This window comes from Marinobacter sp. BSs20148 (assembly GCF_000283275.1).
Taxonomy (GTDB): Bacteria; Pseudomonadota; Gammaproteobacteria; order Pseudomonadales; family Oleiphilaceae; genus Marinobacter; species Marinobacter psychrophilus.
In genome coordinates this window covers 1914761-1931819 of sequence record NC_018268.1, presented here as the reverse complement: position 1 = coordinate 1931819, position 17059 = coordinate 1914761, and the positions used below count along the sequence as shown (strand labels likewise).

At 54.3% G+C, this 17059-nt stretch carries 18 protein-coding genes and 1 riboswitch; of the genes, 13 read left to right on the top strand and 5 right to left on the bottom strand.

Annotation, left to right across the window (positions count from 1 at the left end; translation table 11 throughout):
* The first annotated feature begins 78 nt into the window (after positions 1–78).
* A riboswitch (TPP riboswitch) is annotated at positions 79–171 on the top strand.
* Positions 172–219: 48 nt separating this feature from the next.
* From thiB to MRBBS_RS08715, 7 genes are read left to right on the top strand one after another with little or no spacing between them, the layout of a single operon-like run.
* A complete protein-coding gene (thiB, locus tag MRBBS_RS08745) occupies positions 220–1281 on the top strand; it encodes a thiamine ABC transporter substrate binding subunit (RefSeq protein WP_014871110.1) in 1062 nt (353 codons plus the stop codon).
* A gap of 11 nt (positions 1282–1292) precedes the next feature.
* Positions 1293–2972, top strand: a complete 1680-nt coding sequence (thiP, locus tag MRBBS_RS08740; RefSeq protein WP_014871109.1) for a thiamine/thiamine pyrophosphate ABC transporter permease — start codon at positions 1293–1295, stop codon at positions 2970–2972.
* On the top strand, positions 2965–3591 hold the full coding sequence (locus MRBBS_RS08735; RefSeq protein ID WP_014871108.1) for an ATP-binding cassette domain-containing protein: 627 nt from the start codon (positions 2965–2967) through the stop codon (positions 3589–3591). The genes thiP and MRBBS_RS08735 overlap by 8 nt, the downstream gene beginning before the upstream one ends.
* Positions 3592–3648: 57 nt before the next feature.
* On the top strand, positions 3649–4797 hold the full coding sequence (locus MRBBS_RS08730) for an MlaE family ABC transporter permease (protein ID WP_227497647.1): 1149 nt from the start codon (positions 3649–3651) through the stop codon (positions 4795–4797).
* Positions 4798–5640 carry an ABC transporter ATP-binding protein gene (locus MRBBS_RS08725; RefSeq protein ID WP_014871106.1) on the top strand — a complete coding sequence of 281 codons (843 nt, stop codon included), beginning with the start codon at positions 4798–4800 and terminating at the stop codon, positions 5638–5640.
* Complete coding sequence (locus tag MRBBS_RS08720; RefSeq protein WP_014871105.1) at positions 5640–6578, top strand: MlaD family protein; 939 nt, start codon at positions 5640–5642, stop codon at positions 6576–6578. Before MRBBS_RS08725 ends, MRBBS_RS08720 begins: the two co-directional genes overlap by 1 nt.
* Complete coding sequence (locus MRBBS_RS08715) at positions 6575–7213, top strand: ABC-type transport auxiliary lipoprotein family protein (RefSeq protein ID WP_014871104.1); 639 nt, start codon at positions 6575–6577, stop codon at positions 7211–7213. Before MRBBS_RS08720 ends, MRBBS_RS08715 begins: the two co-directional genes overlap by 4 nt.
* A 10-nt stretch (positions 7214–7223) precedes the next feature.
* On the opposite strand, the gene pgsA is transcribed toward MRBBS_RS08715, so the two are convergent.
* The 4 genes from pgsA to MRBBS_RS08695 all read right to left on the bottom strand — a co-directional run bounded on the left by pgsA (position 7224) and on the right by MRBBS_RS08695 (position 10629).
* Entirely contained in the window at positions 7224–7772 is a 549-nt protein-coding gene (gene pgsA / locus MRBBS_RS08710) for a CDP-diacylglycerol--glycerol-3-phosphate 3-phosphatidyltransferase (RefSeq protein WP_014871103.1), read from the bottom strand.
* A 7-nt stretch (positions 7773–7779) separates the two neighbouring features.
* Positions 7780–9642, bottom strand: a complete 1863-nt coding sequence (gene uvrC / locus MRBBS_RS08705; RefSeq protein WP_083847022.1) for an excinuclease ABC subunit UvrC — start codon at positions 9640–9642, stop codon at positions 7780–7782.
* On the bottom strand, positions 9626–10276 hold the full coding sequence (gene uvrY / locus MRBBS_RS08700) for a UvrY/SirA/GacA family response regulator transcription factor (protein WP_041635543.1): 651 nt from the start codon (positions 10274–10276) through the stop codon (positions 9626–9628). The genes uvrC and uvrY overlap by 17 nt, the downstream gene beginning before the upstream one ends.
* A gap of 92 nt (positions 10277–10368) precedes the next feature.
* Entirely contained in the window at positions 10369–10629 is a 261-nt protein-coding gene (locus MRBBS_RS08695) for a hypothetical protein (protein WP_014871100.1), read from the bottom strand.
* A gap of 220 nt (positions 10630–10849) precedes the next feature.
* On the opposite strand from MRBBS_RS08695, the gene MRBBS_RS08690 reads away from it, so the two are divergent.
* From MRBBS_RS08690 to MRBBS_RS08665, 6 genes are all read left to right on the top strand, one after another.
* Entirely contained in the window at positions 10850–11131 is a 282-nt protein-coding gene (locus tag MRBBS_RS08690) for a phasin family protein (RefSeq protein ID WP_014871099.1), read from the top strand.
* Between the two features lie 77 nt (positions 11132–11208).
* Entirely contained in the window at positions 11209–13017 is a 1809-nt protein-coding gene (locus MRBBS_RS08685) for a PHA/PHB synthase family protein (RefSeq protein WP_014871098.1), read from the top strand.
* A gap of 129 nt (positions 13018–13146) precedes the next feature.
* On the top strand, positions 13147–13860 hold the full coding sequence (locus MRBBS_RS08680) for an AzlC family ABC transporter permease (protein WP_014871096.1): 714 nt from the start codon (positions 13147–13149) through the stop codon (positions 13858–13860).
* Positions 13853–14197, top strand: coding sequence for a branched-chain amino acid transporter permease (locus MRBBS_RS08675; protein ID WP_014871095.1), 345 nt, complete (start codon positions 13853–13855; stop codon positions 14195–14197). The genes MRBBS_RS08680 and MRBBS_RS08675 overlap by 8 nt, the downstream gene beginning before the upstream one ends.
* Positions 14198–14216: 19 nt before the next feature.
* A complete protein-coding gene (locus MRBBS_RS08670) occupies positions 14217–15164 on the top strand; it encodes an AEC family transporter (RefSeq protein WP_014871094.1) in 948 nt (315 codons plus the stop codon).
* 61 nt (positions 15165–15225) lie between these two features.
* The gene (locus MRBBS_RS08665; protein ID WP_014871093.1) at positions 15226–16131 is read left to right on the top strand and encodes a RibD family protein; all 906 of its coding nucleotides are present in this window, start codon (positions 15226–15228) and stop codon (positions 16129–16131) included.
* On the opposite strand, the gene MRBBS_RS08660 is transcribed toward MRBBS_RS08665, so the two are convergent.
* Positions 16106–17059: a lysylphosphatidylglycerol synthase transmembrane domain-containing protein gene (locus tag MRBBS_RS08660; protein WP_014871092.1), complete on the bottom strand. Its 954-nt coding sequence runs from the start codon at positions 17057–17059 to the stop codon at positions 16106–16108. The two genes, MRBBS_RS08665 and MRBBS_RS08660, sit on opposite strands and share 26 nt — an antisense overlap.

Below are 17059 nucleotides of genomic sequence, written 5' to 3'. Positions count from 1 at the left end.
GTATTAACATGCCATTGCATGTTGGTATAGTTTTTGGATTCCGGTATCGTCCTTATGAGACTTAGCCTGTTATACTCGTCTTTCTCAACGGGGTGCCTCCAACAGGCTGAGACCATACCCGCGGAACCTGCCCCAGATAATGCTGGCGAAGGAATTGAGCTTTAATCGGCCGAAAACCGCGTGTGGTGCCCTAAAACCGAGTTTTGAGGTTTAACCACCATGGCGTATTCGCTGCTACAACGCATTGCTCAAAATAGTCACACTGCCCTACTCCTTGCTAAAACTCGGACCGTTTTAGGGCTCTTTATTCTCATTTTTACCAATTTATCCAGCGCGACCGAAAACCCCAACTTGACGGTATACACTCACCCCTCGTTCGCAGCGGAATGGGGGCCAGGGCCGGCGGTAAAAACGGCGTTTGAACAGCGCTGTGACTGCCAACTTAATTATGTGGTGCTCGACAGCGGCGGAGACATTTTGCAGCGACTGAGGTTAGAAGGCGCCAGCAGCTCAGCCGACCTGGTGTTGGGCCTGGACACCGGCACCATGGAACTGGCTCGCTCCACTGGGCTATTGGCGCCGCACAATGTAAATCTGGACGCTCTCGATTTACCCATCCTCTGGCAAGACCCAGTGTTCGTACCCTACGACTGGGGCCACTTCGCGTTTGTTTACGACACCGAGCAGTTGGCCAACCCGCCAAAAAGCCTGGCTGAGCTGATTGCAGCACCAGACGATCTGAAGATCATCATTCAAGACCCGCGCACCAGCACCCCCGGCCTAGGCCTTTTGCTTTGGATGCGCCACGTTTACGGCGACGATGCCGGGGCCAAGTGGGAGCAGCTGCAGAAAAAAATCCTAACCACCACAAAAAGCTGGAGTGACGGCTATTTTTCATTGTTTATGAACGGTGAAGCGCCAATGATTCTGTCTTACAGCACCTCACCGGCCTACCACATGGCCATCGAAAAGACCGAACGCTACCAGGCAGCAGAATTCAGTGAAGGTCACTACCTGCAAGTGGAAGTGGCGGCGGTGGTTGCCAGTTCGCCACATCAAGCGCTGGCAAGAGAATTTTTGGATTTCATGCTAAGCGCCGACTTTCAGCGCCATATTCCGCTGAAGAACGTCATGTACCCGGCCATTGATTTGGGCGCCGAACTGCCCGATGTTTTTAACCGCCTGATACAACCGTCCCGCACCCTGTTTTTTGATCCGGCCGAAGTGGCACAGCACCGGCGCGAATGGGTCGATGAGTGGCTGGAAGCCATGACGCGCTAGCGGACTGGCTAATGCAAAATCCGCTGAGCTTTTGTAACGCCCATCGCGCGCCGCTGAGCCACCCCGGCTTGCAGTTGGCACCTGGTCTGCTGATTGTTCTAACTATTATCACACTGACGGCCACAGGCGTGGTCGCCCTACTGTGGCAGGCACCGGCGCTGAACCCGGAAGAGCTCTGGCACAGCCGTTATCTGCGCAACGTGGTTGTTTTTACCATTTGGCAGGCGCTGCTGTCTGTGCTTATCAGCACGCTGCTTGCCATTCCCGTTGCCCGGGCGCTGGCGCGGCAACCGCAGTTTCCCGGCCGCGGCCTTCTACTCCGGCTGATGGAGCTCAGCCTGGTAATGCCTTCCATTGTTGTGGTTTCTGGTCTGGTCAACGTTTACGGCCGCCAGGGTTGGTTGACCGGGGTTGTGAGTGACTTTATACCGGCGCTGCAGTGGAATCTGTACGGTTTGAACGGCATTGTACTGGCCCATGTATTTTTTAACGCCCCGCTGATTGCACGCATTCTACTGCAAGCGCTGGAGGCCACGCCGCAGAGCCAAAAGCGCCTGGCTAGCCAGATGGGGCTGCGCGGTTTTGTAGTGTGGCGGGTTCTGGACTGGCCGGCCATGAAACCGGTGTTGCCCGGATTGCTGGCGCTGGTGTTTACCCTGTGTTTTACCAGTTTTGCCATCGTAATGACTCTGGGCGGCGGACCAAATGCAACCACATTGGAAGTGGCTATTTACCAGGCCCTGCGCTTTGAATTCGATTTTGGCCGCGCTGCCTTGCTTGCGCTGGTGCAGCTGAGTATTTGTGGGGGCCTGTGGTGGCTGGTTATGCGCCTGGGTGAGCCCACCAGAGTGTTATCGGAACGACGCTTCAGCCAACCGCCGCCGCGGCGCGATAATCGCGGACTAGCACGATTTTGCGATGGCGCACTGGTACTGGCCTTCGCCATTTTCCTTCTGCTGCCACTGCTGGCCATTGTCACCCGCGGCTATCCAGGGCTGGCCACGCTGCCCATGCTTGACCCACAAACACCGCTGTTCCGTGCCACCGTGAAAAGCCTGGCGATTGCCCTGCCCGCTGGCCTGTTAGCGGTCATCGCCACTCTGGCCATTGTTGCAGCCGGGCAATTCCCCAAGGCAAAAATGGTCACTCACAGCGCCGGCTACTTGCCGTTGATAGTGCCACCGCTGGTATTGGGAACCGGTCTGTTTCTGCTGTTTCGCCCTAGCCTGGGCGCAGCCGGCCAAGGAATGCTTCTGGTAGCGCTGATTAACGCCATGATGGCGCTGCCCTTCATTCTTCAGCTGGTTCGTGGGCCGCTGGCAAGCCTGGACCAGCCAAGCCGACAGCTGGCTGACCAACTGGGTATTCTGGGTTGGTATCGCTGGCGCTGGTTGCACTGGCCGCGGCTCAAGCGGCCGTTAGCGTTGGCGCTGGCCTACGGAGTTGGCCTTTCTCTGGGAGATTTTGGGGTGATTGCACTGTTTGGTTCACCTGGTGCACCCACACTTCCGGTGCTGCTGTACCAGCAGCTCGGCAGCTATCACCTGGTTGCAGCAGCGGCCACCGGGCTTTGGCTTATTCTACTGTTGTTGATGATATTCAGCCTGGCTCATGTTCTTACCCGCGCCGCCCGCTTACGCCCATTCGCCCGACCGCAGAACGTATCCGTTATGGACATTCACCATGCTTGATGTTTCCGGTTTAGGTTTTCACTACCCGACTTCACCCGACCAACATGGGCCGAAGTGGCAGTTTGATTTTACGCTGGCACCCGGCGAATGCCTTGCTATTCATGGCGTCAGTGGTTCTGGCAAATCCACCCTGCTCAATCTGCTCGCCGGGTTTCTGCAAGCAAGTGGCGGCTCTATTCGCTGGCGTCAGCAGGAATTGACGCCATTGCCACCTTGGGAGCGCCCGATCACCAGCGTGTTTCAGGAGCACAATCTGTTTGAGCACCTGAACGTTGCAGATAACATTGGTCTTGGCCTTCATCCGGGATTAAAGCTGTCGGGCGCACAAAAGATAAAAATTGCTGCTGCTCTGGAGCGCGTGGGCCTGGCCGGCATGGGCAAGCGCCGCCCGGCGCAACTGTCCGGCGGTCAGCGTCAGCGGGTGGCCTTGCTGCGAGCACTGCTTCGCGGCCAGCCCCTGTTACTATTGGACGAACCCCTGACAGGGCTCGATTCAGACGCTCGTCATATTTTGCACGGCCTGTTGCTGGAACAAAAACGCGACGGTGTGGCGATGATATTGGCCAGCCACGATGCTGGTGACCGCCAGGTACTGGCGGATAATGTGTGGAGTCTTTAAGCTGCTATCCATTAGTTATTATCCTGGGAGTTTGGTAACAACGTGACCCGTGCTGACATGTCGGATTACTCACAACCTGGTCAGAGCGCCTCTGGCGAGCTGCTGATTGACGGCGACCAAATAAGCGCCTGTGGCGACTGGACCCTGCCCTACTACCACGCCCTCTACTCATCCGTTACCGCAGCTGGCCAAGACTCCGACCGCTATCGAACACTTAACCTGCAAACGTTGGGGCGTATAGACACCGCCGGTGCGGCACTGCTGGCTGAACTTGTCGGGCCCCATAACCTGGAGCAGTGGCTAGCGGATAACCCGCAAGCGGTTAGTCGTGAAACCGCCGCGCTTTTAAGTGCAGTCGCAACCGCCATGGCCGATCAACAGCCACTGCCAGCCCCACCCGGCTTTACGCTGTCTGGTTTGGTACGCGATGTCGGCGCCTGGGTAACTGAGTTGTACCAGCTCGTTGTTACCCTTGTTGGCTTTATTGGCCAGATTATTGCGGCCCTGGCGTGGACAACACTGCACCCACGGCGCTGGCGCATGACGGCTTTTGTTGCTGCAGTTCAAGACACCGGGCTGAATGCGGTACCCATTGTAGCCCTGCTCACCTTTCTGGTAGGTGCTGTTATCGCTTTCCTCGGGGCCACCGTATTGGCAGATTTTGGCGCCACCATTTACACCGTTAACTTGGTGGCTTTTTCATTCCTGCGGGAGTTTGGCGTTTTATTGGCGGCTATCCTGTTGGCTGGCCGCACAGCCAGTTCTTTCACCGCCCAGATCGGCGCTATGAAAGTAAATGAGGAATTGGACGCGCTGCGCACGCTGGGCCTCAGCCCCATCGAAATGCTGGTGTTGCCGAGGGTGCTTGCAATGATGGTCAGCCTGCCGTTGCTGACATTTGTAGGGATGATATCTGGCATGGTGGGTGGCGCCCTGGTGTGTGCGATGACGCTGGACATCACTCCGACACAATTCATATCGATTGTGTCTCAGGATGTCGCGTTGAAGCACTTTTTGGTGGGTTTGTCGAAGGCACCCATATTCGCTTTTCTAATTGCAGCCGTGGCTTGCCTTGAGGGTTTCAAAGTCAGCGGCAGCGCCCAGTCAGTAGGCGTACACACCACATCCAGCGTAGTGCAGTCGATTTTTATGGTTATTCTGTTCGACTCCATCGCGGCGCTGTTTTTTATGGAGATGGGCTGGTAAATGACACAAAAAACGGATGGAGAAAACCGATCCCAAACGTCGATTATTCAGGTGCGAAACTTGGAAAACCGCTTTGGCAGTCACGTTGTTCACCAACAACTTGATTTGGACCTGTTTCGCGGTGAAATTCTGGGAGTGGTCGGCGGATCTGGTACCGGCAAGTCGGTTTTGCTGCGCAGCATCGTTGGTTTAGTCAAGCCGTCAGGCGGCGACATTCGGGTATTTGGCAAAGATTTGCTCGCACTACCTGCTCGTCAACGCTCGCTTACTGAACAGCGCTTTGGCGTACTGTTTCAGAAAGGCGCGCTGTTTACCTCGCTTAATCTTCAGGAAAACATTGCCCTGCCGCTGATCGAGCATCGCAAACTGCCGCGACACGAAGCCGAACATCTTGCACGCATGAAACTGGCACTGACCGGTTTATCGGTAAAAGCGGCTACCCAGTATCCGTCGGAGTTATCCGGCGGCATGATCAAGCGCGCAGCACTGGCAAGAGCGCTGGCTCTGGATCCGGAAGTCCTGTTTCTGGACGAGCCCACCGCCGGGCTAGACCCAATCGGCGCAGGCGCCTTTGATCAACTGATTGTTACCCTGCGTGATGCACTGGGTTTAACCGTGTTTCTGGTGACCCATGATCTGGATACGCTCTACAACAGTTGTGACCGGGTGGCGGTACTGTCGCAGAAAAAAGTTCTGGTAGCCGATCGTTTGCAGAAAGTTGTCGAAAATCCCGACCCGTGGATTCAGGAGTATTTCCTTGGGCCACGGGGCCGGGCCGCCAGCTACGCAGTTCAAACTAACCAAGCATCGCAAGCACCCCATTCCCAGCAGGAGTCATCATAATGGAACCCAGAGCCCATCACTTCCTGATTGGGATGTTTACGATTATTACGGCGGCCGCCGCTCTAGTGTTCGCTTTGTGGCTTGGCAAAACCAGTAATGAGCGGGAATGGGCCTGGTATGAGGTAGCGTTTGATTACACAGTCGGTGGCCTTTCTGAAGGCAATCCGGTTCTTTACAACGGCGTCAATGTCGGCGACGTCGTCTCTTTGCGTTTGGTGCTAGAAAATCCTGGGGAAGTTCGAGTGCTGGTGCGCGTCGATGAGACCATTCCGATGCATGAAAACACCCGGGCCAGCCTGGTACTGGCGAACATCACCGGCAGTATGAGCATCGAGTTCAGCGGCGGCAGCCAGAACAGCCCGTTATTAATAGGTAGCCGTGAGAACCCCCCGATTATTCACGCCCAGCGCTCCGGGCTCAGCGGCCTGCTGGACAACAGTCAGATACTGATGGACAAAGCCGACCAACTGCTTAGTAACGCCAACCAGTTATTTTCTAATGACAATATCGAACAGGTGTCTGCCATTTTGAGCAATACCCGTGAGGCCAGTGAAACGCTGGTGCGCAAGAGTGCCGCTCTGGACGAGCTGTTTGCAAATCTGAATCAGGCCAGCGCAAATGCCAGCCAGGCCGCCGCCCAAATAGCCGACGTGTCCGGCACCGCCGATGCGCTGTTGCGTAACGAGGGCCGCTCGGCGCTGCGCTCGATGGACCGTGCCCTGGGTAATTTTGACGCCGTCATGCAGCGGCTGGATACCCTCACCTCCGACAACGCCGGCGCACTCGATGCAGGGCTGCAGGGCATGGGCGAGCTGGCACCGGTTCTGCGGCAATTGCATAACACACTTAATAACCTGAACCGTTTTACCCGCCGGCTGGATGAAAACCCGGCAGGGACACTCTGGGGCGTAGACACTATCAAGGAATTGCCACAATGATTCGCTACTCGAAGAATTTTGTACCGGGTACCCTCTGCGCACTGGTGATGACCGGTTGCACCATTTTTCCGGTTCCTGAAACACCACGGGTAATGGATTTCGCGCCCGCGCCTTTAACCATGAGCCGCGCTGGTGACCAGCAGCCGTACAGTCTTCGTGTAGATACACCGGTGGCATCAGAGCCCATCAACAGCACTCGTATTCTGGCAAAACCCGAGGCTACAGAATTCCGCATATACGGTGGCGTGCGTTGGCGCGACACAGCGCCCGTTGTGATGCGCGATACGATGACGGCGGCATTGCGCAAAAGTCAGGGTTTTAAGCGGGTAATTACGGACGCCAGCCCGGCCGAAGCCGATCTGACCATGGTCACCGAGTTGCTGGCTTTTCAAAGCCAACCCGGCGCTAATCACAGCGATGTAGTCATTCAGCTATACAGCGAAATCATGGTAAATCGAAGTCGCAGAACGGCGTGTTCACAAATTTTCGATATTAAAACAAGCGCCGCCAGTAATCGTTTGGACGACATCATTATTGCATTTGATGTCGCCGGCCAACGCCTGATGAGTCAGCTTGCGCTCTGGGCGAGCGCCTGCGAGGGGCTATCGGCCGACTCAAAAGCGGAAGACCAGTGATCTTAAACGCTTACTTTCGCGGAAACAGGTCCGGCCAGGCTGCCTGCAAATATAATCCCATAGACCACAAGGTCAACCCGGCAGCGAGATACAGTAAAGCGATAGCGATGTCGGCCTGAACCACACCAGGTGGAAAAGCCAGCAGCCCGATAATAGCCGCCATTTGGGCAACAGTCTTAATTTTACCAATATAAGACACCGCTACGCTGGCGCGGCTGCCAATTTCTGCCATCCACTCACGCAGTGCGGAAATCACAATCTCGCGACCAATAATGACGGTTGCCGGCAACGTCAGAATCAACGCCGCATGCTCTTCAATCAGCACCGCCAGAGCCACAGCCACCATAAGTTTGTCAGCGACTGGGTCCAGAAACGCCCCGAAAGGCGTGCTCTGATTCAGCTTGCGCGCCAGATAGCCGTCCAGCCAATCAGTCACCGCAGCCAGTGTGAAAATAGTCGCGCTGACCAGGTAGCTCCATTGCACCGGCATGTAAAAGATAAACACAAACACCGGAATCATCACGATGCGGGAAAGAGTGAGAATATTCGGTATGTTCATTCGTTGCCTATTCGTCGTGCAATGCTGCGTAAATGGTTTCAGCCAGAGTCTTGCTGATGCCAGGAATCTTGATCATTTCGTCAATGCCGGCTTTAAGCAGCTCTTGTATGCCGCCAAAGTAACGTATCAAATCGCGCCGGCGCTTTGGACCTACCCCTTCGATACCCTCAAGGGTGGATTGACGGCGCTTTTTATCACGGCGAGCGCGATGACCGGTAATCGCAAAGCGGTGTGATTCATCACGGATATGCTGAATCAGGTGCAGCCCAGGTGAATCTGCTGGTACCCGAAACACCCGTCCGGTAACCGCATCGATCAGCTGCTCCATTCCCACCCGCCGGGCAGCACCTTTTGCAACGCCAATAAGCGGAATGTCCGTAAGTTCTAACGATTCAAAGACTTCACGGGCAATATTAAGCTGGCCCATACCACCATCAATAAATACCAATGAGGGCCGTTTGCCTTCTCCGGCTACCAATCGCTTGTAGCGACGGGTCAGAACTTGGCGCATGGCTGCGTAGTCATCACCGCCGGTGATACCTTCAATATTGTAGAGCCGGTAATCGCTTTTCAATGGACCGTTTTCATCAAACACCACACAAGAAGCCACGGTATTTTCGCCATGGCTGTGGCTGACATCAAAACACTCCATGCGCGCTGGCGTTTCAGCCAGGTCCAACAGGTCTTTTAGCGCCAATAAGCGGCGGTACACGGTTTCCTTGCTGGCCATGTGCGTCAGCAACGTCTGGCGGGCGTTGGTTTGCGCCAGCTCAATCCAACGCCTACGCTCGCCGCGCACATTAACACGAATGCGGGTGTCTCGCTTGGCTGCCTCTGACAAAGCTTCCGCTAATAGCGCCATGCCCTCGGGTTCAGAGCTCACCAAAATATCTTGGGGAATCTCGCGGCGAGTGTCTCCAGCAAAATAATACTGGCCCAAAAACGCCGCCAGCAATTCACCGTCAGACTGCTCAATGAGAAATCGCGGAAAGTAGTCTTTGGTACCCAGCACTCTGCCACCGCGCACGATGACGACAACCACACACACTATGCCGGCGTCTTGGGTTATGGCGATCACATCGGCATCGCCGCCTTCACCATCAACAGACTGCTGCTCCTGCACATGTCTCAGATGGTTCATCTGATCGCGGTAGGCAGCGGCCTTTTCAAAATTCAGCTCTGCCGCGGCTGCTTCCATAGCCTGCATCAGATCTTCAATCACCACCGGGTTCTTGCCTTCAAGAAACATTGCCGCACGGCGTATATCCTGCTGGTAGTCCTCTGGGGAGATATAGCCCACACAGGGCGCGGTGCAGCGATTGATCTGATACTGCAAACAAGGTCTGTTTCTGTTCCTAAAATAGCTTTCATTACATGATCTTATACGGAAAACTTTTTGCAACACATTAAGGCTTTCTTTAACCGCACCCGAGCTGGGGAAAGGCCCGAACCAGGTGCCGCCACCTTTTTTTGTACGCCCCCGGCGAAAGGTCAGTGAGGGATAATCCTGGTGCGCGGATACATATATGTAGGGGTAGGATTTATCATCGCGCAGCAGTATGTTGTAAGGCGGCCGCAACGACTTGATCAAATTCTGTTCAAGCAGTAAAGCTTCGGTTTCGCTGCCGGTTATGGTGACTTCAATAGAACAGATTTTTGCCACCAGGGCCTGGGTTTTCGGCGCCAGGCCGGTGTTACGAAAGTAGCTGCTAACCCGGTTTTTCAGGTTGCGCGCTTTACCCACATACAGCACCTTGCTGGCGGCGTCGTACATCCGGTATACGCCCGGCCTTTCAGTAAGCTGTTTAAGGAAGTGCCGGCTGTCAAAGGTCGCCGCCGGAGGGGCGGCCGCATCAGACGTTACTGGCATCGTGAAACCCGAGGCGAACGACCATGAGGGCCAGCTCAACATCACTGGAAATTCCGAGTTTTTCAAACACACGGTAGCGGTAGGTATTGACAGTTTTCGGGCTCAAGCAGAGTGCGTCAGATATGTCCTGAACCTTTCTGCAATTAACCACCATCAACGCTATTTCACGCTCACGCTCGGAAAGACGTTGGAACAACGTCAGTTCCGGGTGATCTTCATTGCCCTGCCCTAACGCCATTTGCTGGGCAATTTCCGGGCTGATGTAGCGTTGTCCGGCGTGAGCTTTACGCACAGCACGAATAATCTCGCGAATATCGGCACCCTTGGTAATATAGCCTGAAGCACCTGCCTGCATAACCCTTACCGGATAGGGGCTATCGGCACAACCGGTTACCACGACTACCCGCACGGCGTCATTCAATCGCAAAATTTTACGGGTTGCTTCAAGGCCACCAATACCTGGCATGCAGATGTCCATCAACACCACATCGGGCGGGTTGCGGCGTACCTGTTCAATGGCATCTTCACCATTTTTAGCCTCGCCAATTACCTCGATGTCCGGGTTGTCAGACAGCATGCGTGAAATCCCGGATCTAACCAGGTCATGGTCGTCTACCAGTAACACTCTGATCAACATGCACCTCACACAAAGCCAATAACATTTATGCCACAATTATAACGGTTAACGCCGAATCACGATAGGCGACACACCATGACAAAATACCGTCAGAGCTGGGCCTGCGGCCTGTCCAAACTGGCGGTGTTGGTGACTGGATCGAACCACACCACCAACTCTCCCTTGTCAACCGCAGCCTTAACCCTGCTGGTTTCCACCAGAGGATTTTCCTGATCGTTCAGGCCGTGATAACGGGTGCAGTATTCTTCAACAAGACCCAGTATCTGATCGTCGGCCAGCAAATCGGCCGGTACAATAAACAATTCTTCTCGCGGGTCCTGTTCAGATACCGAAGTAAGTGACTCGTTCATTACTTAAAACCTCAGTCGTTAAATCATAAATATTGACGGTCTAATTGGCATTCACTCGAAAAAACCATACATTGTTGTAACGCCCAACGAATTAGTTGCCTGTATACTAAGGAAAAGAATAAAAGGATGAATTTCCAGCACTCACTTTTTGCGTAAAATCATTATACGGTAATGCAAAGTGTGTTTCTTTAATGATTCCAACCATAAAGGATTTTTAGATATGTCTAACGATATGTTCAAAAAAGCGAGCCGGCTGAACGAAATCTTGTTGGAACAGCTGGGAAAAGCCGCTGAGATGCAAATGAATGCATTTCAACGTTACTCCGAAATGGCACTGGGCCAAGCCAAAAAAGCCTCTGAAGTTCGTGACCTGGATGGCCTGAAGAGTCTCTCTTCTGAACAGAGCGAAACTCTGAAAGCGTTGAACGATCAGTTTACTGCCGACATGAAGGCATGGCAGGATTACTCCAGCGAAGCGTGCAATAAAATTAGTTGCGCCTAGTCTGAAAACTAAAATTTTGCGGTCGATCAGGCTTCGATGCCTAACCGAATGCTCTTGTTTCGCTTGAGGAGTTCTGCATGTTGGGAATGGAAAAGCTGAGTAAAACCAAAAAATTAGTGGCCGGTGTTGTCGACACTAATGTACGTCGTGGGCAAGAGCGATTGGCAAAAATGTTAGGCGATAAAGGCTTGATCAGCCCAACCACCTTGTCAATGATGGGGGAAATGTCGGATATTTATAAGGCCATGGCCGCCGATGTTGCTAAAAATCCGTTGCGTACGATTTCGGCAGAAAGTGACTTGCTGCGCAAATATCTGGCGCTAGGCTCCTACACGTTTAGCCGCGCAATGGGTAAAGATCAGGATTCAGTCGCTAGCCCGGAAGCAGACGACCGTCGTTTTCAAGCTGAAGACTGGTCCAAGCACTTGCCCTTTGATTTGCTGTTACAGGCTTATCTGATCAACTCTCAAGCATTTCAAGATTGGTTAGAGGGTATGGACAACCTGCCCAAAGACACCCGCGACCAAATGCTTTTTTACGCACGCCAGGTTACCAGTGCACTGTCCCCTGCTAACTTTTTGGTCACCAACCCGGAAGCCCTGCGCATTACATGGGAAAGCAAAGGCAAGAACCTGCTGACGGGTGGCAAGCAATTTATTGACGACTATCGCCAGAACCCAAAGCTCTTTAACGTTGGCATGACCGACCGCTCTGCGTTTGAGGTCGGTAGCAACCTGGCAACAACGCCGGGCAAAGTTGTGTTCCAGAACGAGCTGATCCAGCTGATTCAGTACGCTCCGACCACGGAAACCGTAGCAAAGCGCCCGATGTTGATCGTTCCGCCCTGGATCAATAAATTCTACATTCTGGATCTGACCGCCCGCAACTCGTTTATTCAGTGGCTGGTTAATCAGGGTCAAACGGTATTTATTGTTTCCTGGCTCAACCCGGGGCCCAGCCAAAGAGACTTGGTGTGGGACGATTACATGCAGAAAGGCGTGGTAGCGGCGATGGACAACGTCACTAAAGCGACCGGCGAAGCGAAAATTAATCTGATTGGCTACTGCATCGGTGGCACCTTGGTGGCATCAACCCTTTCGTGGTTGAAGAAAAAAGGCCGCAAACCAACCGTCAGTGTCACCTACTTCACTACGCTTCTGGACTTCACTGATCCAGGCGGCATTAGCATATACATCAACGATCGTTCGCTTGCGGGCATCGAGAAGATGATGAACAAAAAAGGTTACTTGGACGGGCGCGCCATGGCCTTCACCTTCAACCTGCTGCGTGAAAACGAGTTGTTCTGGTCTTTCTGGACCAAGAACTACCTGAAAGGTGAAAAGCCTGCGGCCTTTGACCTCCTGTACTGGAACACCGATGGCACCAACCTGCCCGCGGCGCTGCACGGCCCGTACCTGCGGGAGATGTACCTGAACAACCGTCTGGTGCAACCGGATTCGCTGACATTCTGTGGTGAGACCAATAATCTGCAGGAGATTGACGTGCCGTCTATGTTCATAGCCGCACGCCAGGATCACATTGCCAAGTGGAAATCCTGCTACACCGGCGCTCAGGCTCACGGCGGAAAAGTGAAGTTCTTACTGGGTGGCTCCGGCCACATTGCCGGCATTATTAACCCGCCGTACAAAGAAAAGTACGGTTTTTGGACTAATAATGTAGATACATTGCCAGAAAATCCGGACGATTGGTTGGCAGAAGCCGAGCAGCACCCTGGCTCATGGTGGCCGCACTGGGTTGAGTGGCTGGCGCAGTATCAAGGCGACCAGGTTCCTGCCCGCGTCCCGGGCGAAGGCAAGCTGAAGGCATTGGAAGATGCTCCTGGCAGCTACGTCAAAGTCCGCGCAGCGGATGCAGCGAAAAGCTGATATCAGAGTGTAAAATGGTCCAACCAAAAACCGCGGCGAAGCTTATGTCTTTGTCGCGGTTTTTTTGGTTCTTCAATCTGCGCTTTAAATTGATTATCATTGCCGCCTCTGAAAATAGTTTGGATGCTAATGACTCCCTCTGCTTTTCGACTCACCTTGCCAATCCTGTTCGGCTATTTGCCGCTGGGCATGGCGTTTGGCGTGCTGTTTGCCACACAGCTTGATTACCCCTGGTGGATAGCCCCACTGATGGGGGTGCTGGTGTACGCCGGTGCCGGTCAGATACTGGCTGTCAGTTTGCTGGCCGCTCATGCCGGATTACTGGAGGTGTTTATTGCGATGTTTGTGCTGAACGCCCGGCATCTGTTTTATGGCCTGTCTCTGCTGGGCCAATTTCGCGGCGCCGGCTGGCGCAAACTGTATTTAATATTCGGCCTGACCGATGAAACATACTCGCTGCTCACTAGCCGCCAACGCACCCAGAGCCGCGAGAAGGAGTTGCATACGGATTTTCGCATTACCGCACTGAACCAGTTGTATTGGGTGGTCGGCTGCGCGGCCGGTGGGTTTTTGGGGCACAGCGTTGCATTCAACAGCACCGGCATTGAGTTTGCCCTGATCGCGCTATTCATTGTGCTAACCATTGAGCAGTTCAAAGCACTGGGTGAAACATTTCCGCTCTGGTTGGGTGCTCTTGCCGCCGCGGTGGCTATCGCCGTTCTGCCAGCGCCGAATCAACTTATCGGAGCTATTATGATTGTCTCACTGGTGTTGTTACTGCAGTACCGCCGGCACAGAGACGCTCTGGCCCGCAATCGCAGCGGGGACACAACCCATGGTTGAGAACCTGTTTCAAAACTACTATCTGTTTAGCTTTATAGCGGTGACGGTGCTGGCAACCTTTGCCACCCGCATCATTCCGTTTGTTTTTTTCGAGCGCCATACTGAGCACCCTCTCATCAAACACTTGGGGCGCTATCTACCCGCCGCTGTTATGGCGTTGCTGGCTATCATTTTTTTACAACGCTCGGCAACATGGTCTTTACCAGTGATTGGTCTGGATGCGCTAATTCCCGGCGCTCTGGTGGTGCTGGTTCACCTTTGGCGCCGCAACGCTCTGCTGTCTATTGCTGCGGGCACACTTCCGTATATGGCCATTCAACAGGCCGGCCTGTTCTGAATAATAGGAAAGCACCGTCATGGAGTTGCTGAACACCTTTACCCAAACCCTCGAAACCACACTGCCTGTCTTCATCATGGTTTTTATTGGCATGGGGCTGCGCCGCGTTAACTGGATAGACGACGCGTTCGTCAATACCGCTTCCGCCCTGGTGTTCAAAGCAACATTGCCAACGCTGATTTTTCTAAGCATTACCCGGGCGGATCTGAGCACCGCCTTGAACCCCAGTTTGCTTGTGTTCTTTTTGTTGGCGACCCTTGGCAGCTTCGGGTTAGCGTGGGTTTGGGCGCACTTCCGCGTTCGTCGGGAAGACCGCGGTGTGTTCGTGCAGGGGGCATTCCGCGGCAACTGTGGCATCGTGGGACTGGCGCTGGCGGCCAATCTTTACGGCGATTATGGTCTGTCTGCCGGCGGCATTCTGTTGGGCCTGGTGATTATTTCCTACAACATTTTGTCGGTGGTGGTGCTGCTGGCCTATCAGCACGGCCAAAGCGCCAGCCCAGGAAAAATCCTCCATGATATTCTGCACAATCCGCTGATCATTTCGGTGGTTATTGCCATTCCAGTCGCCGCGTTGAATCTGGAACTGCCCGCCTGGGTAATGACATCTGGGGATTACTTTGCGTCTCTCACGTTACCGCTGGCACTTATGTGCATTGGCGCTACCGTATCACTGCGCTCTATTCGCACCGACAGCCGCACGGCCATGAGCGCCAGCCTGATGAAAATGGTAACGCTTCCTGCGCTGGCCACAACGGCGGCATGGCTTTGGGGTTTTCGCGGCGCAGAACTGGGCTTGCTGTTCGTGTTTTTCGCCAGCCCAACGGCGGCGGCCAGTTTTGTAATGGTTAAAGCGTTAGGGGGAAACGACCGCCTGGCTGCGAACATTATCGGGCTGACCACTTTGCTTGCCAGTGTAACCGTGACACTCGGGATATTTGTTTTGCGCAGTTCCGGCATTATTTAACCGGGGCGGGTGTACCTTGCACGCTTTCCCTGTTTAGATACAGCCAACGCAACCGGACCGAATGGCTATGGATAGACTGGCTATAGAATCTCCACTTCTGGACACCCACTCAGCCTGGCAACTTATTTTGCAGGCACGGGATTGTGCCAACATTATTTTGTCGGTTCCAAACAGCACAGAACCCGCGCTCGCCTTGTCTGAGGACGACGGAAACTGGCGCTTGTTACGCCCTGCCAACGAACAGGCACAGCGGCTGTTTGATTTATTTTTACCGTTGGTAAGTCCACTGGCAGATGGCCAGACCACATCGGTTATCGGCCAATTAGGCCAGAGCCTGGACGGCCGTATTGCCACGGTGAGTGGCCATTCGCGATTCATTAATGGTGATGATGGTATTGTCCACTTACATCGCATAAGGGCGTTATCAGATGCGGTTGTGGTGGGCGCTGGAACGGCCGTGGCCGACAACCCCCAGCTTACGGTCAGACGCACCTCTGGTGACAATCCGGTACGGGTGGTTATCGACCGCCGCCGCCGGGTGCCCGCCAGCCATCATCTGTTTACCGATAAAGCAGCGCCAACACTTCGGCTGGTCGCCGGTGACTACCAACCCGGCCCGAAACCAAAGCTGCAAGGGTTAACGAGTGTTCTGGAAGTTCCGTGCCTGGGTCATAACCAGCAACCCGTTTGCCCCGCACAGATACTAGCGGTGCTGGCAGACTTTGGTTTGCACAAAATATTCATAGAAGGTGGCGGAGTGACTGTGTCCGCATTTCTACACGCGCAATTGCTAGACCGATTGCACGTGATGGTGGCGCCAATGATCATCGGTAGCGGTCGGCCAGCGTTTACACTGCCCGAGATTGATCAATTGGACGACGCGCTGCGGCCGCGGGCAACCATGGTCAACCTGGGTTCTGACATGCTGTTTGCTCTGGAATTCAACGTGAACCACGGCGACCTTTAAACATCACCAGTACGCCTGGGCAACTGCCGACAAACATCAACGCACCATAGCCGACACTGAGCGCCACGCCCTGCTCTGCCGGCAACCCCGCCAGCGGCCACAACAAAGCCGCGGCGCCTTCGCGTATACCCCAACCCGCCACGGTCAGTGGAACGATCATACTCAGCAATAACACCGTACACAGCGCCAGAAGCACAGCCGCTGCAGCGGCACTGTTGACGTAATCCACAGCCACCGCCAGCAATAAAAAAACCGCAAGATAGCTGGCCACAACCAACAACGACGACATCAGCTGCAACGGCAAAGCTGGCCAACTGAACAAAGCTTGGCGCACATCATCACGCAAGGCCAGAAGATAAGCCTTGAACCGGGCGTTGTAAAACCGCAACAACAGCAAACCACCTGCTACTGCCAGCAGCAAAACCATAGGCAGCCAGCCGATTGCTGCGGAAGAGCCCGCCAGCGATGGTTTGAACACGTTTGCCTGCCAAAGCACGATCAGACCCAGCCCGACCACCAGCGCTAAAACCAGTTGCCCAGACAGCCTTTCAATCACCACTGCGTGGGCCGCTTTTTGTCGCTTGCCGGCTTTGACACCGTGGCGAAACGCACGGTTCACATCCCCCAGAACGCCACCGGGCAAAACCTGGTTTATAAACGTGGCCAGGTAATATTCCTGCACGGCATCACCTACGCCGATGCTCAAACCGAGGCGTTTGCCGGTGTAACGCCAGCGCCAGGAAGAAAGGACAACCTGAACCGCACTAAGTACAACGGCCGGTAGCACCACCCAGAGTGGAATTCGTTGCAGCTCACGCCACAAAGCCGTGGTATCCACCAACAAGAAAAGCGCGCCAAGCAAAATTGCACTCGCCAGCCAGCGCCAGGCCGCGGTACCCCATACGCCCGTTTTTGCCGTAGCAGACAT